This is a genomic window from Virgibacillus sp. CM-4, assembly GCF_000445495.1.
Classification (GTDB): domain Bacteria; phylum Bacillota; class Bacilli; order Bacillales; family Amphibacillaceae; genus Virgibacillus; species Virgibacillus salexigens.
The window spans coordinates 435,655-459,520 of record NZ_AUQA01000002.1 but is presented as its reverse complement, the minus strand read 5'-3'; the positions used below and the strand labels follow the sequence as shown (position 1 = coordinate 459,520).

General features: G+C 38.3%; 21 protein-coding genes. 16 read left to right on the top strand and 5 right to left on the bottom strand.

Annotated features, from left to right (window positions below; genetic code table 11):
* Nucleotides 1-106: 106 nt before the first annotated feature.
* From M948_RS26025 to M948_RS26010, 4 genes are read left to right on the top strand one after another with little or no spacing between them, the layout of a single operon-like run.
* On the top strand, nucleotides 107-1,546 hold the full coding sequence (locus M948_RS26025) for a glycoside hydrolase family 1 protein (protein WP_021289312.1): 1,440 nt from the start codon (nucleotides 107-109) through the stop codon (nucleotides 1,544-1,546).
* 10 nt (nucleotides 1,547-1,556) lie between these two features.
* Nucleotides 1,557-1,862 (top strand): PTS sugar transporter subunit IIB, encoded by a 306-nt coding sequence (locus tag M948_RS26020; RefSeq protein WP_031335033.1) that lies wholly within the window; start codon nucleotides 1,557-1,559, stop codon nucleotides 1,860-1,862.
* A 17-nt stretch (nucleotides 1,863-1,879) separates the two neighbouring features.
* On the top strand, nucleotides 1,880-3,226 hold the full coding sequence (locus M948_RS26015; protein ID WP_021289310.1) for a PTS sugar transporter subunit IIC: 1,347 nt from the start codon (nucleotides 1,880-1,882) through the stop codon (nucleotides 3,224-3,226).
* A 2-nt stretch (nucleotides 3,227-3,228) separates the two neighbouring features.
* On the top strand, nucleotides 3,229-3,561 hold the full coding sequence (locus M948_RS26010) for a PTS lactose/cellobiose transporter subunit IIA (protein WP_021289309.1): 333 nt from the start codon (nucleotides 3,229-3,231) through the stop codon (nucleotides 3,559-3,561).
* Here M948_RS26010 and M948_RS26005 read toward each other — a convergent pair.
* Nucleotides 3,558-4,289 carry a MurR/RpiR family transcriptional regulator gene (locus tag M948_RS26005; protein ID WP_021289308.1) on the bottom strand — a complete coding sequence of 244 codons (732 nt, stop codon included), beginning with the start codon at nucleotides 4,287-4,289 and terminating at the stop codon, nucleotides 3,558-3,560. The genes M948_RS26010 and M948_RS26005 overlap by 4 nt on opposite strands.
* 189 nt (nucleotides 4,290-4,478) lie before the next feature.
* Between M948_RS26005 and M948_RS26000 the strand changes: the two genes are divergently transcribed.
* Nucleotides 4,479-5,048: a sigma-70 family RNA polymerase sigma factor gene (locus M948_RS26000; protein ID WP_021289307.1), complete on the top strand. Its 570-nt coding sequence runs from the start codon at nucleotides 4,479-4,481 to the stop codon at nucleotides 5,046-5,048.
* Nucleotides 5,049-5,111: 63 nt separating this feature from the next.
* Here the strand turns inward: M948_RS26000 and M948_RS25995 are convergent, their stop codons facing one another.
* From M948_RS25995 to M948_RS25985, 3 genes are all read right to left on the bottom strand, one after another.
* Entirely contained in the window at nucleotides 5,112-5,798 is a 687-nt protein-coding gene (locus tag M948_RS25995; RefSeq protein WP_021289306.1) for a DUF421 domain-containing protein, read from the bottom strand.
* Nucleotides 5,799-5,959: 161 nt separating this feature from the next.
* Nucleotides 5,960-7,078 (bottom strand): M20 peptidase aminoacylase family protein, encoded by a 1,119-nt coding sequence (locus tag M948_RS25990; protein WP_021289305.1) that lies wholly within the window; start codon nucleotides 7,076-7,078, stop codon nucleotides 5,960-5,962.
* 4 nt (nucleotides 7,079-7,082) lie between these two features.
* Nucleotides 7,083-7,898, bottom strand: a complete 816-nt coding sequence (locus tag M948_RS25985) for a MurR/RpiR family transcriptional regulator (protein ID WP_021289304.1) — start codon at nucleotides 7,896-7,898, stop codon at nucleotides 7,083-7,085.
* Between the two features lie 120 nt (nucleotides 7,899-8,018).
* Here M948_RS25985 and M948_RS25980 point away from each other — a divergent pair, with 120 nt between their 5' ends.
* Both M948_RS25980 and menC read left to right on the top strand, forming a co-directional pair.
* Nucleotides 8,019-9,431 carry a YfcC family protein gene (locus M948_RS25980; protein WP_021289303.1) on the top strand — a complete coding sequence of 471 codons (1,413 nt, stop codon included), beginning with the start codon at nucleotides 8,019-8,021 and terminating at the stop codon, nucleotides 9,429-9,431.
* A 17-nt stretch (nucleotides 9,432-9,448) separates the two neighbouring features.
* The gene (gene menC, locus M948_RS25975) at nucleotides 9,449-10,555 is read left to right on the top strand and encodes an o-succinylbenzoate synthase (protein WP_021289302.1); all 1,107 of its coding nucleotides are present in this window, start codon (nucleotides 9,449-9,451) and stop codon (nucleotides 10,553-10,555) included.
* A 247-nt stretch (nucleotides 10,556-10,802) separates the two neighbouring features.
* Here menC and M948_RS25970 read toward each other — a convergent pair whose 3' ends face one another.
* Nucleotides 10,803-11,702, bottom strand: coding sequence for an NAD(P)/FAD-dependent oxidoreductase (locus tag M948_RS25970; RefSeq protein WP_021289301.1), 900 nt, complete (start codon nucleotides 11,700-11,702; stop codon nucleotides 10,803-10,805).
* Between the two features lie 323 nt (nucleotides 11,703-12,025).
* Here M948_RS25970 and M948_RS25965 point away from each other — a divergent pair, with 323 nt between their 5' ends.
* The 9 genes from M948_RS25965 (at nucleotide 12,026) to xsc (ending at nucleotide 23,779) form a co-directional block, all read left to right on the top strand.
* A complete protein-coding gene (locus tag M948_RS25965) occupies nucleotides 12,026-13,120 on the top strand; it encodes a nitric oxide synthase oxygenase (RefSeq protein ID WP_021289300.1) in 1,095 nt (364 codons plus the stop codon).
* A 196-nt stretch (nucleotides 13,121-13,316) separates the two neighbouring features.
* Nucleotides 13,317-14,159 (top strand): glucose PTS transporter transcription antiterminator GlcT, encoded by an 843-nt coding sequence (gene glcT, locus M948_RS25960; protein ID WP_021289299.1) that lies wholly within the window; start codon nucleotides 13,317-13,319, stop codon nucleotides 14,157-14,159.
* A 153-nt stretch (nucleotides 14,160-14,312) separates the two neighbouring features.
* A complete protein-coding gene (ptsG, locus tag M948_RS25955; RefSeq protein ID WP_021289298.1) occupies nucleotides 14,313-16,361 on the top strand; it encodes a glucose-specific PTS transporter subunit IIBC in 2,049 nt (682 codons plus the stop codon).
* A gap of 293 nt (nucleotides 16,362-16,654) precedes the next feature.
* Nucleotides 16,655-17,383: a GntR family transcriptional regulator gene (locus M948_RS25950; RefSeq protein WP_021289297.1), complete on the top strand. Its 729-nt coding sequence runs from the start codon at nucleotides 16,655-16,657 to the stop codon at nucleotides 17,381-17,383.
* A 45-nt stretch (nucleotides 17,384-17,428) separates the two neighbouring features.
* Nucleotides 17,429-18,478 (top strand): TRAP transporter substrate-binding protein, encoded by a 1,050-nt coding sequence (locus M948_RS25945; protein ID WP_021289296.1) that lies wholly within the window; start codon nucleotides 17,429-17,431, stop codon nucleotides 18,476-18,478.
* A 33-nt stretch (nucleotides 18,479-18,511) separates the two neighbouring features.
* Nucleotides 18,512-20,419, top strand: coding sequence for a TRAP transporter large permease (locus tag M948_RS25940; RefSeq protein WP_021289295.1), 1,908 nt, complete (start codon nucleotides 18,512-18,514; stop codon nucleotides 20,417-20,419).
* A gap of 45 nt (nucleotides 20,420-20,464) precedes the next feature.
* On the top strand, nucleotides 20,465-21,652 hold the full coding sequence (locus tag M948_RS25935) for an iron-containing alcohol dehydrogenase (protein ID WP_021289294.1): 1,188 nt from the start codon (nucleotides 20,465-20,467) through the stop codon (nucleotides 21,650-21,652).
* Between the two features lie 61 nt (nucleotides 21,653-21,713).
* The gene (locus M948_RS25930; RefSeq protein ID WP_021289293.1) at nucleotides 21,714-22,010 is read left to right on the top strand and encodes a LysR family transcriptional regulator; all 297 of its coding nucleotides are present in this window, start codon (nucleotides 21,714-21,716) and stop codon (nucleotides 22,008-22,010) included.
* On the top strand, nucleotides 22,004-23,779 hold the full coding sequence (gene xsc, locus M948_RS25925) for a sulfoacetaldehyde acetyltransferase (RefSeq protein ID WP_021289292.1): 1,776 nt from the start codon (nucleotides 22,004-22,006) through the stop codon (nucleotides 23,777-23,779). Before M948_RS25930 ends, xsc begins: the two co-directional genes overlap by 7 nt.
* Nucleotides 23,780-23,866: the final 87 nt, after the last annotated feature.

Here is a 23,866-nt window from a genome sequence, read left to right as displayed (position 1 = left end):
AACAGATTCCTAGATGGTGGTACATGATACGAAGCTTCGGTAAAGTATTTACATGAATGATTTGAAAGCGTTTACTATTGATAAGGCAAATCAATAGGAGGAACATATGGAACATCAAAAGCGAACTTCGTTTCCCAATCATTTTCTTTGGGGATCTGCTTCAGCCGCCTATCAAGTGGAAGGAGCGTGGAATAAAGCCGGAAAAGGTCCGTCTGTATGGGATATTTTTACAAAGAAAGAGGGAATGAACTACAAAGGAACAAATGGAGATGTAGCGGTTGATCATTACCACAGGTATCGAGAAGATGTTGCCTTAATGGCAGAAATGGGTTTAAAAGCATATCGGTTTTCCATAGCCTGGAGTAGAATTTATCCAATCGGTAAAGGAAAGGTGAATGAACAGGGGTTGCAATTTTATGATGATCTAATCAATGAATTGCTTTCTTATGACATCGAACCAATTATTACTGTCTATCATTGGGATGTTCCACAAGCATTAATGGACGAATATGGCGCATGGGAATCGAGAAAGATCATTGATGATTTTACGAAATATTGTATTACCTTATTTAAGCGATATGGAGACCGAGTAACCTATTGGGTAACCATGAATGAGCAAAACGTGTTTATCGGACTTGGGTATCAAGCGGGTATCCACCCACCAGGTGTTAAGGATACCAAGCGAATGTACCAAGCCAATCATATCGCAAATGTAGCAAATGCTAAGGTGATCCAAGCCTTTCGTAATTATGTGCCTGCAGGAAAAGTTGGACCGAGTTTTGCCTATATGCCCGGATATCCACTAGATAGTAAGCCAGACAATGTACTTGCTTTTGAGAATGTTGAAGAGCAGCGTAACTATTGGTGGATGGATATTTATGCATTTGGACAATATCCGCAAATAATGTGGAATTTCTTAGAAGCCCATAGTTTAACGCCAGTGGTAGAACCGGGAGATATGGAACTCCTAAAAGAAGCAAAGCCTGATTTCATGGGAGTGAATTATTATCGCTCGGGAACGGTTGAATCCAATGCGCTAGACGGAATAAGTATGGGAACAATGAACACAACTGGGAAGAAAGGGACTTCATCGGAGTCAGGCGTACCAGGATTGTTTAAAACAGTTAAAAACCCTTTTCTGGAAGTGACAAATTGGGATTGGGAAATTGATCCAATAGGGCTTCGCATTGGATTGCGGCGAATAGCAAACCGCTATGGACTACCAGTTTTAATTACAGAAAATGGACTAGGAGAATTTGATGAGGTGGAAGCAAATGGCTTCATAAATGATGATTATCGAATTGCATACATCAAAGCGCATATTGAGCAAGTTCAACAGGCAATATCGGATGGAGTGGAAGTACTCGGATACTGTACGTGGTCATTTACTGATCTATTAAGTTGGTTAAATGGATACCAGAAACGATATGGCTTCGTTTATGTAGATCGAAATGAATGGAATGAAAGAGATTTACGTAGAATAAAAAAGAAAAGCTTTTATTGGTATCAATCAGTAATTAAGCAGAATGGGCTTAGAGAAGAATAGAGGGGGAGAGATAATGAAAATATTATTAGTATGTGCAGCCGGTATGTCTACAAGTCTCTTAGTCACCAAGATGAAGGAGCATGCAGCGAATTTAGGCAAAGAAGTAGAGATTATTGCATTGCCAATATCCGAATGCAGTACGGTGGCTGATGAAGTAGATGTAGTTCTTCTTGGACCACAAGTACGTTACCAGAAACCGCAAGTTGATACCATTATTAATGGTAGAGTTCCAGTTGAAGTTATTGATATGCGAGACTACGGAACGATGAATGGAGAAGCGGTGTTAAATAGAGCAATGGCTCTCCACGGAGAATAAAAAAAGGGGGGATAATAATGGGTTTTATGAGCAAATTTGAAAGCGTTATCGAAAGGATATTAGTTCCGATTGCGAATAAGTTAAATTCACAGCGTCATATTATTGCAGTTCGTGATGCATTCATTCTCGCTTTTCCATTAACGATGGCTGGTTCGATCATTTTATTATTAAATTTCGCGATTTTATCACCGGATGGATTCATAGCAAATTTATTATTCTTAGATAAATTATTCCCGAATCTAAGTAACTATCAAGAAATCTTTACCCCAGTATTACGGGGATCGACAGAAATTATGTCTATCTTCATTGTGTTTTTAGTTGCAAGAAATCTTGCAATCTATTTAAAGGCGGATGATTTATTAGCAGGTTTAACTGCTTTATCCTCTTATTTTATCGTTTATACGGCAAATATCGATGTTGATGGGCAAGGTTATATGACTGTTCAATGGCTTGGTGCTCAAGGATTATTTGTTGCGTTAATTATTGGATTATTAGTTGGTGAAATCTTTAGTAAGCTTTCGAAAGCAAAGCGATTACAAATTACTATGCCGCCTCAGGTGCCATCGGCAGTAGCAAGGTCATTTCGTGTGTTATTCCCGATCATTTTTATTACAATTGGTGTTTCTGTATTAAACTATTTAATTATTAAATTTAATGATGGGGGCATTCATGAGTTAGTTTATACCGTATTACAGGCGCCATTGAAAGATATGGGCACAAACGTATGGACAGTACTATTTCTAGGTGTTGTTTCTAACCTCCTTTGGATTTTTGGAATTCATGGGCCAAATACAGTTGCGGCTGTACGGGAAGCAATTTTTGCAGAGGCGAATTTAGAAAATCTGGAATATGTAGGACAAAATGGGATGGCTTGGGGAGCACCGTATCCTGAAACATGGGGAACGTTGTATGATGCTTTTGCAAACTATGGTGGTTCTGGAATGACGATTGGTTTGGTACTAGCAATATTGTTTATTTCTAAGCGGAAGGATCATCGTGAAATTGGAAAACTTTCACTTGCGCCAGGTTTATTCAATATTAATGAACCCGTTATTTTTGGTTTACCAATCGTTTTGAATCCGTTGTTTATGATTCCGTTTATCATGGTTCCTTTTGTTAACACACTCATTGGTTATTTTTTTATTACACTAGAATTGATCCCACCCTCAGCGTATGCGATACCTTGGACAACGCCTGGCGTACTTATCCCTTTCTTAGGTTCGGGAGGAAATTGGCTGGCTTTATTTGTAGGGATTTTATGTGTGGTTGTCTCCATTCTAATTTATTTACCGTTTGTAATTGCCGCGAATAAAGCAATACCTGGGAATCAACCTAATGATAGTTTAGATAAAGAAGAGGTGTGACTATGAAGGTAGAAGAACAAGCAATATTTGATCTAATTAGTCATGTAGGTTCAGCTAGAAGTTCATTAATGGAGGGATTATATGCCGCTAGAGAAAATCGAATGGAAGAAGCAGAACTAAAAATAGCTGAAGCCGTTACATTATTAAATAACGGCCATAAGGTTCATACAGCTTTTATAACCCAAGAAGCTGCAGGGAGCAAAATTGAATTCTCCCTGCTCCTCATGCATGCGGAAGACCTGATGCTCACAACCGAAACTTTAAAAGAGATGGTGACAGAAATGGTAGTCATGTATAAGAGAATCCATCATCTCTCCATACATGGGCAGAATTAATCTCGTTGCATTACTTCATAGGTTGCTTTAGCTAGGCTTTCTAAAAAATGAATCACAGGGATTTGGGTGGTAAGGTTATATGTTTTCCGATATTCTGGTGTAACAAAGTAAGCAAGGTTATAATCCGAAATTTTAGCTAATGTGCAGTCAGAATGATTGGTAATACTTACCACCGTACTTCCTCTTTGTTTCATCTGATTGGTTAAATTAAGTACATGATCTGTCTCCCCGGATACGGAAAGGATAAGGGCAACACTGTCTTCAAAAGTTGTTGGGTGAATGGGAAAGAAAGGGTCCTTTATATGTAGGGAAAATTTCCGCAATGCAGAGAAATAACGTGCTCCATATTCTGCTAAAATACCAGACGTGCCAATACCAATAAAAATTAAATTTTTCGCCTTTACTAAGTGGTTGGCAATCTCATATATTTTCGTTTGATAATCGTGTTGTAACGTACGTTCGAGAAATTCAGAAAGGGAAGTAGTTGTATTTATCATCCGTAGCTGCTCTGCTTCTTTCAGGTATAATTTTAACTTAATTTTGAATTCCGAAAAACCATCACAATCAATCTTTTTACAGAAACGAAGAATACTGGTTGTAGATACATGCGTTTCCTTTGCTAATTCTCTAATCCGCATATACTGTACCTTTTCCAGATGGTTCATAATAAAGTTATAAAGACTATATTCTAATTCAGAAAAATGACTAATCTGGTTGTCAGAAAACATAAAACCCCTCCCCAATAAACGAATTTTATTCCATTATATACGATTTACACGATCCTTATATGCATAGATTGCCTATATCACCGGTTTGGTAGGTACCAGCTTTTTTGAAGGAAATTGATAACAAAATGCCACTATTTGTCATGTTTATTCGATTATAGTATTAACAAGCATTGCTAGGAGGAAAGTGGCATGAAGCAATCCAATACGTTTGATCTAACTTTTGAAGAAGTACTTGCTCAGAATGAACGGAGAATTCATTATCATATTCACAGGTTAAAGATAAGAGATCCCCATCAAGAATTTTTTCAAGAGGGGTTAGTGGCGATGTGGAATGCGTATGAAACCTATCATGCGGATAAAGGCCCGCTAGCTACCTATTTCAATTATGCAATTCGTAATCGGATGATCGATTTGATTCGTAAACAAACAAAAGAGAGAGAAAATGTAAAAGCCTACATTGAACAACAAAAAATAAAAACGATGACTGGAAATTATTATCAGAAAGGAACAAGTAATTATTCAGTTAAGCAGATGGAATCCGTACATTTCGATGAGAAGATCTTTTTAAGTGAGGCGAAGAAGGTATTAACCGAAAAGCAATGGAAATGGTTAAATCTATTTGCTGTTCAGAACTTAACGATGAAAGAGATTGCCGAAATGGAAGGTGTATCAATTGATGCAGTAAAAAGCTGGGGGAGAGAAGCGAGAAAAAAACTACGTACCAGTGAATCACTGGATGTAGGAGATAATCGCTTTTAAAAATTTCATGTCATGCGGCGGGAATTAATGTCAACTATTTGAATGATTACATAACTGTACAACTTATGGCTGTCGGTGTACATCTCCTTCTCCATTATCAATCGTTAACAAATGGTTGTTATCTTGAACGACTGCATAAAAAATGTTGCGCTCATCTGAATATCCAGCTGAAGTAAGCTCTTTTCTTAACCATTGGACGTCTTTGTTAATAAGTTTCAAGTTTTGATGCTGAATTTTCCCTTCAACAATCGCTGCAAGCGGAAGTCCTTGGTAGGGAGCAGCCATATCTAGTTGCTTTGGTGTGACAGGTGCATCTTCTGGTTTTGGTAAAATACTAATTTCCCCACTAGGTTCAATAATTGCATACTCAATAGAATCGATTGTTGAATACCCTTTTTCTCTTAAGCTCGACAACAATTCAGCCAGTGCAAAACGAGATTGTTTTAGATTTCTCTTAATCAGCTTGCCGTGTTTGATAACAATAGTTGGCTGTCCGATGAAATATTTATTTAACCGATTAATTAGTGTAAGTTTTGAAAAGATGATATGAATAGTGCCAATAGCTATGAGTGCGACAATTGCATAGGCCAGGTTATCTGTAACCACCGGGCCGATCGCTATCGAAACGACGAAAAAGACGCCTGCTAAATCGTGAGCGGTTAATTGAGCAAAAGCGGATTTACCTAACAAACGAATAATGATGATCGTTAGGATGTATATTAAAATGACTTTTCCGATATATAAAATCATATTCGTATCCTCACCTCTAACATATCTAGTAATAGTATGGATGAACCAAGCAAAAATATAAGTTAAGATAGGAACCTTTTGCCTATACACTTGAAAAGGCATTCTGTCTGTTTATGAAAGTTAAAAAATCCCCAAACCATATCGGGCTGGAGATTTTTTAACTAAAATTTATATACTTGTTTTACTGCCTCGTATAGAATATGAACCCCGTTCATTAATGCATCTTTATTGAACATCATTTGCGGATGATGAAGTCCAGGAGTAAGATCGCAACCCAATCCAAGCATGGTGGCTTTTAAGTTGGGTTTTTTAATGGTATAGAAATGAAAATCATCGCCACCAGGTGTTTCTAGAGGAGCATCTGTGTTTTCTGTTCCTAGCACATGGTTTATTGCAGCTTCCATAATGGCAATTGCTTCATCGCTGGTTTCGGCTGCAACAATGCCATCGGTATTGGTAATGTCGATTTCGACGTCATATAAATTCTTCATGGTTTCAAAAATATGAAGTACCTTTGCATCGAGTTCTTCCATAATTGCATTCGTTTGGGCCCTCATATCTAGGGAGAAGGATGCGTTACCAGGAATAATATTTGTGCTCTTTCCACCTGCTTGGAAGTTCGTCATTTTTACAGAATGCGGAATACGAGGATCTAGATGAATTTTACTTAATAAATTGACAATTTGAGCACCTACTTCAATCGCGTTGATATTTAAATGTGGTCTGGCGCCATGTGCATCATGTCCTTTGATGACTGCATTGTACATTTTAGCAGCACCGTGAACAATAACTGGTGTAGCATGACCCATTTTCGTCTCTTGTTGTGGACGAAGGTGAACGCCGAATAAGTAGTCAACTTCGTCTATCATTCCTTTATCTACAATGGATAATGCACCAGATCCCTTTTCTTCAGCTGGTTGAAAAATGAACCGTAAAGCTACTTTGTCTTTTAATTCTGGAGATTGGTTTATTTTCCATAATAGCCCTAGAACTATGGACATATGGGCATCATGACCGCAGGCGTGATTCGCTTGAAATTGACCATTTACTTCTTGCCATAATGCATCTATATCAGCTCGAACCGCAACAATTGGTAGGTTTGCATGAAATCTTCCGAAGTCGCCAATGACACCTGTTTGATCATGGAAAGTAGTAACCCGGCAGCCATTCTTTTCTAAGATAGAGGCAATATATTGCGTGGTTTCCGTTTCTTCCCAACTAATTTCTGCGTGATTATGTAAATACGTGAATGTATCTTTAACCTGTTGTTCAATATTCATATACCTATTCGCCATCCTTTATAAAGTATTTATAGGTTGATTGAATCTTCCCTCTGTTCTCCACTCGCTCCACTAATTCAAACAGAATTGCGTTGATTACTGCTAATGTCACAGGTCCTTTACTAAATATTGTATGCTGATTAATAGATAAGGAGATACAAATATCTGCAAATTCCACAACTGGTGACACTCGTGAGTCAGTAATGGTAATGACAGTAATTCCTTTTGCTTTTGCTTCTTCTGCTAAGCGAATCGTATCTATCGCATATCGGTAAAATGAAAAAACAATGATACAGGCTTTATTGGGTAATAAATCGAGCAATCCTGCATCTGTCTCTGGCCGATACAAGTCAGCATTTCCAACAATATAATTTAAGTTAAAATAAAGCCAGTGTGCAAATGTGAAGGAATGATGATATCCAGCAACGACTATCTTTTCACAGTCGATAATCGTTTCTACTATTTTTTCCATGTCATGGATGGACAACTTCTCTAAATTATTTTCAATCATCTTGATATCCTTCTGTACACTTTCAGCAAAGTAATTGGCTTCTATTTTCATATCATGGTTAGATGTTTGGCTTAACTCTAGTAAGTGTTGACGGACCTCTTTTTGTAAGGAAGTATAGCCATTATATTCGATAGAATGACAAAAACGGATTACCATTGTTTCACTAACACCAAGTATATCTCCTACTTTTTTTGCAGGATGAATTGCAAAAATCATTGGATCAGATAATAACGCATCCGCAACTACCTTTAATCCCTTCGTTAGTTTTGAAAAGTTGGCCTCCGTTTTTCGAATAAAATCAGCAGTCAAGGTTATTCTCCTTATTCTTTTTAAAGTTTTTACAATATTTTATATTGAAATAAATTATATCCTTTATTATAATACAATGCAAGTTGTTAATATTTCGAAAATTGAAAGAGGAGGGATTGAATGGAGAACAAAAAGAGGAATAGCAAACAAAGAAAGCTAGCGCTCCCAGATGCGTATATTATTCTATTTATCATACTAATTGTAGCGGCCATTGCAACGTATTTGATACCAGCCGGGACATTTGAAAGAGAAACAGTGAATGATATCACGACGGTGGTGCCAGATAGTTATCAGCAAACAGATCAACAGCCCACATCCTTTATTGACATTTTCACATCGATTCAACAAGGGATGATTGATTCAGCAGGGTTAATTTTCCTCGTACTTATTATTGGAGGAGCTTTTGCGGTAATTGAATATACTGGAGCAATTGATGCGTTAATTATGAAAACCATTAATCAGACGAAAAATAGAGAGTATTTGCTGATAATTATTGTATGTACGCTGTTTTCAATTTTTGGCGCATTAGGTATTATTGTAAATGCAGTGATTGCTTTTATTCCAATTGGTATTATTCTTGCTCGATCCATGAAATTGGATGCAATTGTTGGAGTTTCTATTATTTATCTTGGCGCATATGCCGGTTTTAATACTGCCTTTCTTGATCCTTTAACGACAGGAATGGCGCAGGAAATTGCACAAGTACCCTTGTTTTCGGGAATTGGTTTTCGGATACTGATCTATGTAACGGTGCTTGCCTCTACCATTGGTTATATATGGTGGTATGCCAATCGTGTCAAAAAAGATCCAATGCGCAGTGTTTTAGGCGAAAATCGCTTTCCGAAATATGATGAGAAAAGTGTGGATACAGCACCTTCCGAGTTAACAGGTATACATAAACTCGTCTTATTATGGTTAGCTATTGGAATTGGAATTTATATTTTTGGTGTATTTCAATACAAGTGGTCGTTAAACGAAATGGCAGCGATGTTTCTCGTCATTGCTATTGGAACTGCAGTTATAGCCAAAATTAATCCGAATGCGCTCGTTGTACAATTCTTTGAAGGATGTAAAGGGCTTGTCTATGGAGCATTAATCATTGGAATGGCTCGTTCCATTGTCGTTATAATGGAAAATGGACAGATATTAGATACGATTGTCCAAGGCATGGCAACGATTATGGAACCATTTACGAATGTGATGGGCGCGTTAGTTATGTTTGTAGCAAACTTCTTATTTAATATTCTCGTCTCATCAGGTAGTGGTCAAGCTGTAATTGTAATGCCGATTATGACACCACTTGCAGATATTATGGAAATCCCTCGCCAAGTAGCCGTGCAAGCCTATAAAATGGGAGATGGATTTTCAAACGTCATCACCCCCATTTCTGGAATATTAATGGCCAACCTAGCCATCGCAGGGGTATCCTGGGTGAAATGGATTAAATTTGTGATGCCGCTAGTAATTATATGGTGTCTAATTGGAATTATTTATCTTACAATTGCTGTCTTAATGGGTTGGGGACCAATTTAAAAAGGAGAATGATGGTTATGAAAATCAAGGAAGTTATCATGTATAAAATGAAAATGCGCATGAAAAACCCGTTTACGACGAGTTTTGGAACCGAGCAAGATCGTGAGTTCTTATTAGTTGAGGTGAGAAGCGAGGATGGACTTTCCGGCTGGGGAGAAGGGGTCACCTCTGAACGGCCATTATATAGCGAAGAATTCACTCTGCAAAGCTGGTATATGCTGGAGGAGTTTCTGATCCCGCTAGTAGTAGGTCAAAAAATTGATCACCCGGATAATTTACAAGAACTATTCAAGCCCTATAAGCGTAACCATATGGCCAAATCAGCTTTAGAAGGTGCGGTTTGGGATTTATATGCGAAGCAAAACGGAGAATCTTTAGCGAAAAGTCTAGGAGGAACGAAGTCTAGAATTGAAGTTGGTATTAGTTTGGGGATCGAGAATAGTTATGAAAAGCTAATGGAGTCCATACAAGCAAAAGTGGATGAAGGCTATAAACGAATCAAGCTCAAAATTAAACCAGGAAAAGACGTTGAGATGATTCGTGAAGTTCGTAAGCATTTTCCAGATATTCCGTTAATGGTAGATGCAAACTCTGCCTATACATTGGATGATATAGACGTGTTGAAAGCATTGGATGAATTTGATTTAATGATGATTGAGCAACCATTAATGGCAGGGGATTTGATCGATCATGCAAAATTACAAAAGCAAATCAGTACCCCAGTTTGTTTAGATGAAAGTATTCACTCCCATGAAGACGCTCGTCAAGCCATTGAATTAGGAAGTTGTAAAATTATCAATCTAAAGATTGGCCGCGTTGGCGGATTGACTGAATCGAAACGAATTCATAATTTATGTGAGCAGGCAGGCATTCCTCTATGGTGTGGTGGGATGTTAGAATCCGGTATTGGCCGCGCACATAATATTGCAATTGCTTCGTTGGCCAATTTTACATTACCAGGGGATACCGCTTCCTCATCAAGGTATTGGAACAAAGATATTATCCAACCAGAGGTGATAGCTGAAAATGGTATCCTTACAGTAAATGATCATCCTGGAATAGGATATGGTGTTGACCGTAACGAGGTGGCCAAGCATACAGTGAAGAAGAAAATATTTGATTAGCATTAGTAGCTGGAACGTAAAAAGACGGATAATTGTATCACAGTGGAAATCGTTTCCCTTTCTGCCGGGCATGGCCCTAGCTAACTCTAGTAAGCGCAAATCGCTTACTAGAGTCGATCTACGAGCTATGTTGTTCCCACTGGAGTTTCAACGATTTCCACTGTTTGATTATCGACAGTCCAGTCATTACATCTTCTATAAAGTTGGAAAAACGCGGATTGTAATGAATCTTGCCATTTTATTTGGATCAGAAATCTTCCTCAATAAACGCTGCATTGACTCCAATAGCAGCTTTATGACCTTCTGAAGCAGCAATTACTAATTGGGCTGGACCTGCAATTGCCATGTCTCCGCTGGCAAATACACCGTCGACATTTGTACGTCCGATACGATCTGTTATTATTCCACCTTGCTCATTTAATTCACAGCCTAAGGATTCACCAATAGAAGAAGCCTGTTTCATTTCTGGCACAACGAATCCCCCATCACGCAGAATCTCTGTACCATCAGCAAAGATGATCTTTTCCAAATAGCCGTTTTCTCCAACTAAAGATGTAATTGATTCCACGTATACATGTATTCCTTTTTTCTCTAGCAAATCCTGTTGTTCACTGCAAAGAATGTAATTACCATTTGTACAAAGAATCAGATCTTTACTCCAATTAAAAGCAACTTTAGCCATATGAAAGGCATGGGTATTGTCTGCAATAATAGCCAATCGGCGATCTCTTAATTCCCAACCATCGCAAAATGGACAGCTGAATATACTAGTACCATAGAACTGTTGCATCTGCTTTACATTTGGTAGTGTTTCTTTCAAGCCTGTTGCCAAAATTAATTTCTTTGATCGATAAACTTCTCCAGCCTCTGTCTGCATCGTAAATAGTTGCTGAACTTTATGCACTTCTGTTACGCGCTGTTTTTTGATGGTAACATCTGGATACTTTTTTAAATCTTCCTGCCCCAGTCTTCTAAATTCAGAAGGGGTGATACCATCACGAGTAAGGAAGCCATGTGATTCGTTAGTTACAGCGTTCCGAGGTTGATTATCATCAAATAAAATGGTTTTACGTCTTGATCTTCCTAAAACTAAAGAAGCGTTCATCCCTGCTGGACCCCCACCAATTACAGCACAATCTAAAATCACCGAATCATCTCCAATCTAATTTGTTTAAAAGTGAAGAAAGATAGATTACTTGTTGAGTTAGGTTCACTTCCTCAATCTCAATCCATCTCCGCTTAATATAGTTATTAAAGACTCTTAATATCTATAATTAAAATCTTACCATGATAGACATAGTCACTCAACTTTTTTGTATTTATAGTTTATATAGGCGCTTAAGCCTTTCTATTTATTCAGGTAAAATGTTGTGTTACGCTTTTTCAGAATTATATTGTACGTACTTTGTCACAAAAAATGAGCTGCGCTTTGATACACTAGAAAGAGACAAAAGTCGGGGGCAATAGGACATGGATAAACAACAACTTTGGGAAGAAGCATTGACATTCCTTAAACAGTACCATTCTGAACTAGAAACATCATCAGATGATTTCCAACTAAGATGCAACGAAGTGAAACAAGAAATACAGGCGAATGGAATGTATAGACAGACGTATGATGAAATCGCTTATGGAGCAAAATTGGCTTGGCGTAATTCCAATCGTTGCATCGGTCGTCTATTCTGGGAACGTATGGAAGTGATTGATGCAAGAGATGCTTCGACAAGCGAAGAAGTATTTACGTATCTCATTGATCATATAAACAAAGCAACGAATCATGGGAAAGTTAAACCATTCATTACCATTTTCCAACCCGAACAATATCAAACTGGTGAGCAGCCGATTAAAATTTGGAATCATCAATTGCTTCGCTATGCTGGCTATGAAACAGAGAATGGGGTTATTGGTGATCCAGCGTCATTAGAATTTACGAAGCAATGTCAAAAGTTAGGCTGGGAAGGAAAAGGAACGTCTTTCGATATACTGCCATTGGTAATTCAGGTAAATGATCAATCACCACAATGGCGGGAGATCCCAGAGGAGGTAGTCACTGAAGTTCCCATTAACCATCCAACAGTAGACATTTTTGCTGGAAAAAATGTGAAATGGTATGCCGTACCAATTATTTCTGATATGCGTTTAGAAATAGGTGGTCTAAATTATGTAGCGTCCCCATTTAATGGGTGGTATATGGGAACAGAAATAGGTGCTAGGAATTTCGCTGATGAAGATCGTTATAACTTGCTCCCCATTGTTGCTAGACAATTAGGTCTAAGCACAAAACATTTAAGTACATTATGGAAAGATCGGGCGCTTGTTGAGCTAAATGCTGCTGTTCTTGAATCATACAAAAAAGCAGGCGTATCCATTGTAGATCATCATACCGCTGCGAAACAATTTGAAATATTTGAGAAGCAAGAAGCGAAACAAGGCAGAGTTGTGACTGGAAAATGGGCTTGGTTAATCCCACCGCTTTCCCCTGCCACGACGCATATCTTTCATAAACCATTTGATAATACAACCAATAAACCGAATTACTTTTATCAAAATCGTTTTTGGGAGTAAATGAAAGATTATCAGAGCATCCGATCGAGCATAGACTTCGGATGCTTTTCGTACTTTTAATAAATTTTAAAGCTACGGATAGCTTTTCATTATAATTAATTGGTATTTTTTAGATAGCTAGATCGTTTTGCCTAAATCGGGAATCATGTTATAATCATACGTATTGCAAAACACCGACTTGAGGGGACGGACCACTTTGAATACGTTTACGGTAAAAAAAGTCTTAAATAATAATGTATTAATTGCCCTGGATCAAGGTCAATCAGAAGTCGTATTAATCGGCAATGGAATTGGTTTTCACCATAAGAAAAAAGAGAATATAGATGAAAAGGCAATAGAGAAGTTATTTGTTTTACGTAATGCAAAAGAGCAAGAAAACTATAAAAAATTACTGCCAAATATAGATGAACCCCTATTACAATCAATTATAGAAGCCATTGGTATTATTCGAAACAGGTCACAGGAAATGCTAAATGAAGCGATTCACGTTGCATTAACGGATCATATTCTTTTTGCTGTAAATCGTTTGAAAAATGGATTAGAAATTCGTAATCCATTTCTAGCCGAGACAAAAGTGCTCTATCCGTTTGAATATGAGATTGCTGCGGAGATGGTTGATTATATTAATCATCATTTAGCTATTAACTTGCCGGAAGGAGAAGTTGGTTTTATCGCATTACATGTGCATAGTGCGATTACGGATAAAAAACTTTCTGATATTAACAAATATTCACAACTTGTTACTCAATTTATTGATATCATTGAAAGCCAGCTAAGCATCCGGGTCAATCGAGAAGGGATTGAGTACATCCGCTTGGTAAGGCATATTCGTTATACGATTGAACGGGTTTTGAAAGGAGAACGAATTGAAGAACCAGAAAAAATTGCTTCTCTATTGAAAAGAGAATATCCGACATGCTATAATCTAGCATGGAAGTTGGTAAAAATTATGCAACAAACAATGAAAAAACCCGTATATGAAGCGGAAGCGGTTTACTTAACCATGCATTTACAACGCTTAAATCAAAAATACGAATGATATCTAACGTGTTACTGATACGATCAGGCATGAGTGGAAAGGATAATAAGTAGATAAGGAATGGATGTCCTTGTTAGCTTATTTGTAATTTCTGCTCATGCTTTTTTTAATGGTTTTTTCGAAAGAATGGTTGAGAAAAAGGAGGAATATAATATGTTTAAAAAAGCATTTGGCGTGCTGCAAAAAGTAGGTAAAGCATTGATGCTTCCAGTTGCATTATTACCTGCAGCCGGTTTGCTTTTAGGATTGGGTAATGCTGCACAGCAGGAAACGATGCTCGAGTACTTGCCATTCTTAGGAACAGAATGGATTCAACTTGTGGCTACCGTAATGGAAGATGCTGGTGGCATTGTTTTTGATAACTTAGCACTAATTTTCGCAGTTGGTGTTGCAATTGGTTTAGCAAGTGATGGAGCTGCTGGACTTGCCGCGCTTGTTGGCTATTTAGTACTAAATCAAGTGATGGGGTCTTGGATCGGTGTGACACCGGAAATGATCGAAAATGATCCTAGTTTTGCTTCTGTATTAGGCATTCCAACCCTGCAAACAGGGGTATTTGGCGGGATTATCATTGGTCTGATTGCTGCCTTTTGTTACAATCGCTATCACGATATTGAAATGCCTTCATTCCTTGGTTTCTTCGCAGGAAAACGATTTGTGCCAATCGCAACAGCCGCCTTTTCGTTTGTAGCAGGTTTTATATTACTGTTCATCTGGCCTCCTGTCCAAGAAGCAATGAACAGTGCATCTTATTGGTTAATTGAAGAAGGAACGTATCTAGCCGTCTTCTTTTTCGGTTTTATAAAACGATTGCTTATTCCATTTGGTCTGCATCATATCTTCCATGCGCCTTTCTGGTATGAGTTCGGTTCTTATACTACAGAAGCTGGAAATTTGGTACGTGGGGATATGACGATCTTCTTTGCCCAATTGAAAGACGGTGTAGAAATTACAGCTGGTAATTTCATGGCTGGTGAATTCCCAATTATGATGTTTGGTCTACCAGCAGCAGCATTAGCAATGTATCATGCTGCTCGACCTGAAAAGAAAAAATTAGTAGCTGGATTATTAGGCTCTGCAGCTTTAACATCTTTCTTAACAGGAATTACCGAACCATTGGAATTCTCATTTATGTTTGTATCGCCGTTACTATTTTTCTTGCATGCGGTGTTAGATGGTTTGTCCTTTGTGCTCATGACCTTGTTTAGTGTGAATGTGGGTTACACGTTTTCTGGCGGGGCCATCGATTTTGCATTATTTGGTATTCTGCCAAATCAAGAGCCGTGGTGGATTACAATTGTACTTGGTCTTATTTTCGCAGTAATCTATTACGTCATTTTCCGCTTCTTCATCAAGAAATTCAACTTAATGACGCCTGGTCGTGAAGAAGATACGGAAGAAATAGAAAGTGGAAATAGTAAAAATGGTGATTTAGCTTATAATGTTCTAGAAGCCATGGGTGGAGAGAAAAACATCTCCCATTTGGATGCATGTATTACCAGACTGAGGGTTTCGGTAAATACGATCAATAACGTAGATAAAGAAGAATTAAAACGATTAGGTGCTTCAGGTGTATTAGAAGTTGGCAATAATATTCAAGCTATATTCGGACCACGCTCGGAAACGATTAAGGGACAAATGCAAGATATTATTTCTGGAAAAACACCACGAGAAGCAGAGGTAGATCAACAAGCTGAAATTCAGCAACAAATTGAAGAAGTGAATCCAGATGCGATGCAGAATGAACCGTTCGCGGATACATTCGTCGCCCCGTTATCAGGTGAAATCCTAGCGATTACAGAGGTACCTGATAAAGTATTTTCTGAGAAAATGATGGGAGATGGCTTTGCAATTGTACCAAAAGATGGACTTGTTGTTGCACCGGTAGATGGAAAAATCGTAAATGTTTTTCCAACGAAACATGCCATTGGTATGCAATCAAATGGAGGAAAAGAAATACTTATTCATCTTGGTATTGATACCGTAAACTTAGAAGGGGAAGGTTTTGAGGCATTGGTATCAGAAGGAGAGCATGTCAAAGCAGGTCAGCCAATATTAAACGCCGATCTCTCATTCATTCAAAGTAAGGGTTTGAAGATCATTACGCCGATTGTATTTACGAATTTAAACGATGGCGAGCAAGTTACCCTACAAAAATCAGGAAATATAGAAAAAGAAGAATCTAATATTATTAAATTATAGAAAGAGAATAAATCTAAACACCTCCAAACCGTCGAGTATGCGTAACGACATGGAGGTGTTTTTATAAGGAAATAAATATAGCAAAGGAATGATCTATTCCGATTTCATGTGAAGGAAGATTTGCTTCTTAGATTGCGTATAAATACTTATAAAATATTCTTATAATTCAAATTAGGGTTAATTATTGATTTATTGTAGGATACCTGTTTTAATAAAAACAAATTAATCTTGCCAAATTTTATTTAAATTAACTGGTAGGTACGTCATGATGAGCATGAAATGGAGGGAAACCGATGATTGATGCAGAATTACCTATCCCGTTGCATATACAAATTGGAAATGTTTTAGAAAAACAAATATATAATGGGACGTATACAGATAAGATTCCTAGTGAACGGGATCTGATGGATATGTTCTCCGTAAGTAGAACTACAGTTAGAGAGGCTGTAACCAAATTAGTCCAGGATGGTGTATTGAAAAAAATACACGGAAAGGGAACTTTTATTGCAGAGAAGCCCCCAATTGAGGAATGGCTCTCTTCCCTAAACAGTTTCACAGATACGGTAAAAAGAATGGGAATGAAACCAGGGAGTAAATTGCTATTCGCTGGAAAGCAGAAGGCAGATACATTAGCCCATTTTTTCGGAGAAGAACTTTACACGATCAAACGTTTACGATATGCAGATGCAAAGCCCGTTGCGATAGAGAAGCATTATTATCCAATTCAGGTTGGATTGGAACTTCAAACGTATAATTTAAATAATGCAACCATTTATGACTTATTAGAGAATGAATTACATATTACATTGACAGAAGCAGAGCAGTTTATTTCTACAGAGAAGGTAATAAAGGCGGACGCGGTACATTTAAATATAGAGCCTTCCTCCCAAGTATTAAGTGCGGAAAGAGTTATTTACGATCAGTATGGCGAACCCATTGAAGCATATCAAGGTTTGTATCGACCGGATATGTATCGATTTCGGATTAAGACGAGGCGTGATAGTAGACAGAGGAGAGGTTGAATGTAATTAATTTGTAAGCGTTATCAACATGGGGGGTGAGAAGGGTTGAAGCATTTTATGAATTCGGTTTTTGTTGTACTTATATTTATCACCTTATTTGTACTTGGAAACCTTGCAATGAATCAAAGTGCTGGTTCAACAGATGCCGATGTAATTACTTTTCGGGTTGCCCAATCGAAATCTGCTAACCACCCTGTTTCTAAAGGGATCGATAAGTTTGCAGAACTTGTAGAAGAAAAATCAAATGGGCAAATTCAGATTCAAACGTATCATGATGCACTAATCGGAAATGATCGAGAAGTGATAGAGAGTGCACAAAAAGGAGGTATTGCATTTGCTAGTTCATCGACACCGAATATGACAAGCTTTACAAACTATTTTACAGCTTGGGATTTACCATACATTTTTGAAAACAAGGACGAGGTATATCAAGCAATTGATGGAGAACCTGGAGATGTTATTCGTAATGAAATGAAGAAATCGGGATTTCAAGTTATCTTCTTTCCAGACTATGGATTTCGGCAAATTGTTAATAACGTGAAGCCAATTCAAGAGCCATCCGATTTAAAAGGGATGAAGGTTCGGACAACGAACTCCAAGATTGAACAGGCTGATTTTGATGCACTTGGTGCAACTCCTACCCCTGTTTCATGGTCTGAAGTATTTACTGCCCTGCAGCAAGGAACGGTTGAAGGAGAAGGGAATAGCTACTCCTTATTATGGGATTCAAAACACCAGGAGGTGCTTCGTTATGCTACCGAAGTTAACTATAACTATAGCTCCGACATTGTCGTGATGAATAAAGAAAAATTTGATGAGCTAACTCAAGCAAATCAACAGCTTATTATGGAAGCTGGAGATGAGGCGATGATATGGCAGCGGAAATTAGCAAATGAAAGAGAGGAAGAGGCGAAACAACAATTTATTGATTACGGGATAGAAATTGTCGAACCGAATGAGGAAGAGATGCGGAAATGGAAACAAGCTGTAAAACCGGTTTGGGATCGTTTTGTCAAGCCTGGTGTCGCTGATCCTGCATATGTTGACTTAATTCTTGAAACACTTGGTAAGACAAAGCAAGAAATCTTTGAGTAAACAAATAGATTCTGCTGAAGGGATGGAAAGGGAATGAGCCAAGGGTCTTCTGTAGTCAAGGGTATACAACTTTCTACTTCTAAGAATAAAAGAAATCCGTGGAATCGTTTTTTAAAGGGCTTGGATAGGAGATTGGAAGAAGTACTGATTGTGATTGGGTTTCTTGTTTTTACAATTTTAATTAATTTACAGGTGATTAATCGCTATTTACTGCCTTTCATTGAAATTGCCAATATTACAACATGGACAGAAGAAGTAGCTAGATATTTGTTTGTTTTTGTTTCCTTTATTGGTGCTAGTTTATCTGTAAAGAATAGAGAGTCTATCCAAGTAACGATTGCTGTTGATAAGTTATCGAGTGGAATACAAAAATCGATTTCAACAGTAACCGTTATCTTCATGCTTTATTTTAGCTATATTTTAATTCATTACGGGGTTGATATGATTTTATTTCAATTGGAAACCGCGCAGACAACACCTGCTCTGTCGATACCGATGGCAATACCCTATAGTGCAATTCCAGTTGGGTTTCTGTTTATATCAATCCGACTATTACAGAACCTATGGCAAGATATGAAAGGGATGACTGTAAAAGAGGGATGGATGACTTGTCTTATAGCTGCCCTTTTTATCATACCTTCCCTATTTCTAACTCATTCCTCTATTGCTATTTTACTATTTGGCTATTTTCTATTGTTTATTATAATTGGTATGCCAATCGCTTTTGCGCTTGGAATTAGTACGCTAGCAACCGTATTAGTTACCGATGCGATCCCGATTGATTTTTTTCCACAAACCGCATTCACAAGCATTGATAATTTTCCAATTATGGCTGTTCCTTTTTTTATTGCGGCAGGTGTCATTATGGGAAGCAGCAGTATGATTAAAAAGTTACTTCATTTATCGGATGAATTATTAGGCTTCCTTCCGGGTGGTCTGGCATTAGTAGCAATTGTAACGAGTATGTTTTTCTCGGCAATTAGTGGGTCGGGACCAGCAACTGTTGCGGCTATTGGTACGTTATTAATACCTGCAATGATTAAACAAGGGTATCATCCCGGCTTTGCAACTGCAATCGTGGCTGCCGCAGGAACAATTGGCGTCATTATTCCACCAAGTAATCCTTTAGTGATATATGGTGTTGTTTCACAGCAATCTATCTCCCAGCTGTTTATGGCTGGGATCCTACCAGGGATCCTTTCTGGGGTCGCACTAATGGTGGTTACCTATGTAATTGCCAAGAAAAAAGGGTGGAGAGGGAATCAAACATCCTTTCAATTCAAGAGCGTATTACGTGCAGCATGGGATGCAAAGCTCGCATTATTGGTACCAATTTTTATTCTTGGAGGTATCTACGGTGGCATTATGACACCGACAGAAGCAGCAGCAGTTGCCGTTTTATATGGGTTAATCATTGGGATGTTTGTATATAAAGATTTATCAATGAAAGCAGTCTATGAAAATGTAGTAAAAGCCGGCATGACTTCTTCGATTATTATCTTACTTATTGTTATGGCAAGTATTTTCGGAAAACTGATTACATTGGAAAGAGTTGCCGAGACCGTTGCCAACTTTGTATTAGGGATTAGTGAGAATCAAATCATCATCTTGCTATTATTAAATATCCTGCTATTACTCGTTGGTCTTGTAATTGAAGCGTTAGCGGCAATTGTTATTCTAACACCAATCCTTTTACCAATGGCAATGGAAATAGGCGTTGATCCTATCCATTTTGGTTTGATGATGATCTTTAATTTAGCGATAGGATTTATTACCCCACCTGTTGGAGTGAACTTGTTTGTGGCAGCAAGTGTTGCCAAATTGCGTATTGAGGAGGTGATCAAAGGAATTGGTCCACTGTTAGTTACCCTGGTGGTTATCTTACTATTCATTACTTATATTCCAGCAATAAGTATGTGGTTAGTTGATGTTTTGAGGTAAAAACAAGAGAAGAGGACTATTTTTGTAAACCGAAGGAGGGAGAAAATGTCCACAACATATTTACCGAGGCAAATGATGTTAGGAGAAGGCAAGCTAGCACATCTAGATAGACTTGCTTCGGAACTAGGTGTTCGTCATTTGTTTATTATCATCGATCATTTTTTAGTTTCTCCGCCTCTAAATTATGACCAAAAGATACGAAAGCAGTTAAGTAAAGGTGTTCATCTAACCTTTTTTACTGACTTTCAGGGAGAACCCACAACCGAACATGTATCAGAAGCTGTTGACCGATTACATCAAGTAAAAGCAAATGGTGTGATAGCAATCGGAGGTGGAAGTGCGATTGATTTAGCGAAAGCTGTTTCGTTGTTCGCTGCCTCTCCACACCTGGATTGGGAGGAAATACCCCATCAACATCAGTTAAATAGACTTCCATTAATTGCGGTTCCAACAACATCTGGCACAGGATCAGAAGCAACCAAGATAATGGTGATTAAAAACACAGAGACATATGTCAAAATGAATCCGGGCCATAAAGATTTAGTTCCAGATACTTCCATTTTAGATCCGGAATTAACAATAAGCTTACCAAAGAAATTTACAGCCTATACAGGATTAGATGCATTAACGCATGCTATTGAAGCATATATATCAACAAAAGCTACTCCTGTTACAGATTTTTATGCTACCTTTGCCATTGAAAAAATCGGGAAGCATTTACCTATTGTTTATCAGAATGGGGAGAACTTACAAGCGCGCGAAACAATGCAAATGGCAAGTTGTTTTGCTGGAATCGCCTTTTCAAATGCATCTACGAATCTCGCACATGCAGCTGGCAGACCTTTAGGAGCACACTTTCATATCCCCCATGGATTGAGTGTTGCTTTATTGCTGCCATTTGTGCTGCGATTTAGTCTTGATTCAGCGGTAGAGAGACTTTCACAAATTGCAATTCTTTTAGGCGAGCAGGATAGAGAAAATCAACATTTATTAGCTGAAAAGGCAGTGCAAAGAATCGAGCAATACAATAACCAGTTCGGGATTTGGCAAGATGCGCTTGCTTATATCGATCTAGATGAGTTAAAACAGGAGCGGCATACACTTGTGGAGGATGCATTAAATGGGAATGGGATTGTAACGAACCGGAGAATTCCAGAGAGACGGGATATTGAAATGCTCTATTTATCCCTCGGTGAAAAATTAGAAAAGCAAGCGAAATCTCAAACAGTATAAATGGCTTCTTCAACTGGTACGGACGTCACTATGAATCATTATTTTTCATGGAGGAAAATCTATGAATTATGAAAGATTGAAGACATTTCTAGCAGTAGCTGATAAAAGGAGCTTTTCAGAAGCAGCGAAAATATTACATGTGACGCAGCCGAGTGTAACGATACAAATAAAAGAACTCGAAATGGAATTAGATACGCGATTATTCGAACGCTCTACAAAACAAGTCAAGTTAACACCATCAGCAGGAATTCTGTTAAACTATGCGACTGAAATCGTACGTTTAGGTGAATTAGCAAAGAAAGATATTCTAGAAGCAAAGGATGCTTCATGCATTATGAAGGAGGAATGGAAATGGTAAAACAACAGGAAGAAGTTAAAAACGTAGTCCGTAAAAAGGTGAGAATGACACCTAGTGAAGCAATTGTAGAGACTTTGGTAGCGGAAGGAATTCGAGAAGTATATGGCATTGTCGGATCTGCATTTATGGATATGCTCGATCTTTTCCCAACTGCAGGCATTCGGTTTCTTCCGGTAAGGCATGAGCAAAGCGCTGCACATATGGCAGACGCATATACAAGGGTTTCCGGTACAGCTGGTGTGGTGATTGGACAGAATGGACCTGGTATTACAAATATGGTGACTTCCGTTGCAGCAGCCAACCAAGCGCATACGCCAATGGTGGTTATTTCACCATCTGCAGGAACGCCGACAGTTGGCTGGGATGGCTTCCAAGAAGCAAATCAAGTATCCATTTTTGAAGATATCACAAAAGAAACGGTTCGAGTTACACATAAAAGCAGGGTAGCAGATTGTTTACGTACAGCCTTTCGAATTGCCTATGCTGAAAGAGGGCCGGTATTGTATGATATTCCGAGAGATTTATTTTATGGGGAATTAGAAGATGAAATTCTAGAACCTCGCCAATATCGAGTAGATAATAGAGGAAGTGGCGACCCCGCGTCGATTCAAGCAGCCGTTAATTTACTTAAAAATGCAAGTAATCCAGTAATTTTGTCTGGTCGTGGTGTGGTAGATGCAGAGGGTGTTGATACGGTAAAGAAAATCGCAGAACATCTAACAGCCCCTGTTGCTGTGTCATATATGCACAATGATGCTTTCCCTGCAGATCATCACTTAGCTGTGGGACCAATCGGTTATATGGGATCAAAAGCAGCCATGTATACGCTGCAAAAAGCAGATGTGGTTTTAGCAATTGGCACAAGATTATCGGTATTCGGTACATTGCCTTGTTATGATATTGATTATTTTCCGAAGGCTGCCAAAATTATTCAAATCGATATTAATCCGCGTCATATTGCGAGAACGCATCCGGTTGAGATTGGCATTATAGGGGATGCAAAAGCAACTAGTGATGCCATTTATCATCAATTAAGTCAGAAGGCCCAAGACAGACCTAAAAATCAGCATCGATTAGATGATATAAGCAAATTGAAGACTGCGTGGGAGCAAGAATTAATTGATTTAGCGATGGAAGACGGGAATCCAATCAATCCACGTCGTGCATTATTAGAATTAACAAGAGCTTTACCTGAAAATACGATCATTTCCACAGATATTGGAAATGTCTCTTCCACAGCGAATGCGTATTTAAAATTTAACCAGACCAGACGTCATATTGCTGCATTGACATTTGGTAATACGGGCTTCGCTTATCCAGCGGCATTAGGGGCGCAATTAGCAGAACCGGATTCACCTGTGGTTGCTATTATTGGGGATGGTGCATGGGGAATGAGTTTGCATGAGGTAAGCACAGCCGTTGAGCAGAATATACCGGTAATTGCTTGTGTATTTAATAATAAATCCTGGGCTGCTGAGAAAAAGAACCAAGTCGACTATTATGATAATCGATTTGTCGGATCCAATATTCAAGCTCCTGATTTTGCTGAAGTAGCGAAGTCAATGGGAGCTCTTGGCTATACGATAAATAATCCAAACGAGATGGAACCCGTGATAAAAGAAGTGTTAGAAATGAGAAAGCCGGCAGTTCTGAATATTTTTGTTGATGGTACGCAGCTCGCTCCACCTTTCCGAAAAGATGCCTTAAAAATGCCAACCAGGTACTTGGATAAATATAAACATCTGGATTATGAAGCGTGGAGAAAATAACATCGTTGGTTGAAACGTTGGATCAGAAAAACTGATTCAACGTTTTTTTTAATGGAATAGATAAAATTTTCCCAGCTGCTAAACATA

Coding starts and splice junctions, on each gene's coding strand:
- M948_RS25935 (WP_021289294.1), top strand. CDS start 20,465: ATGTCCACAACATATTTACCGAGGCAAATGATGTTAGGAGAAGGCAAG.
- M948_RS26010 (WP_021289309.1), top strand. CDS start 3,229: ATGAAGGTAGAAGAACAAGCAATATTTGATCTAATTAGTCATGTAGGT.
- M948_RS25990 (WP_021289305.1), bottom strand. CDS start 7,078: ATGAATATTGAACAACAGGTTAAAGATACATTCACGTATTTACATAAT.
- M948_RS25980 (WP_021289303.1), top strand. CDS start 8,019: ATGGAGAACAAAAAGAGGAATAGCAAACAAAGAAAGCTAGCGCTCCCA.
- M948_RS25965 (WP_021289300.1), top strand. CDS start 12,026: ATGGATAAACAACAACTTTGGGAAGAAGCATTGACATTCCTTAAACAG.
- M948_RS26015 (WP_021289310.1), top strand. CDS start 1,880: ATGGGTTTTATGAGCAAATTTGAAAGCGTTATCGAAAGGATATTAGTT.
- M948_RS25930 (WP_021289293.1), top strand. CDS start 21,714: ATGAATTATGAAAGATTGAAGACATTTCTAGCAGTAGCTGATAAAAGG.
- menC (WP_021289302.1), top strand. CDS start 9,449: ATGAAAATCAAGGAAGTTATCATGTATAAAATGAAAATGCGCATGAAA.
- xsc (WP_021289292.1), top strand. CDS start 22,004: ATGGTAAAACAACAGGAAGAAGTTAAAAACGTAGTCCGTAAAAAGGTG.
- M948_RS26025 (WP_021289312.1), top strand. CDS start 107: ATGGAACATCAAAAGCGAACTTCGTTTCCCAATCATTTTCTTTGGGGA.
- M948_RS25950 (WP_021289297.1), top strand. CDS start 16,655: ATGATTGATGCAGAATTACCTATCCCGTTGCATATACAAATTGGAAAT.
- M948_RS25995 (WP_021289306.1), bottom strand. CDS start 5,798: ATGATTTTATATATCGGAAAAGTCATTTTAATATACATCCTAACGATC.
- M948_RS25940 (WP_021289295.1), top strand. CDS start 18,512: ATGAGCCAAGGGTCTTCTGTAGTCAAGGGTATACAACTTTCTACTTCT.
- ptsG (WP_021289298.1), top strand. CDS start 14,313: ATGTTTAAAAAAGCATTTGGCGTGCTGCAAAAAGTAGGTAAAGCATTG.
- M948_RS26005 (WP_021289308.1), bottom strand. CDS start 4,289: ATGTTTTCTGACAACCAGATTAGTCATTTTTCTGAATTAGAATATAGT.
- M948_RS26000 (WP_021289307.1), top strand. CDS start 4,479: ATGAAGCAATCCAATACGTTTGATCTAACTTTTGAAGAAGTACTTGCT.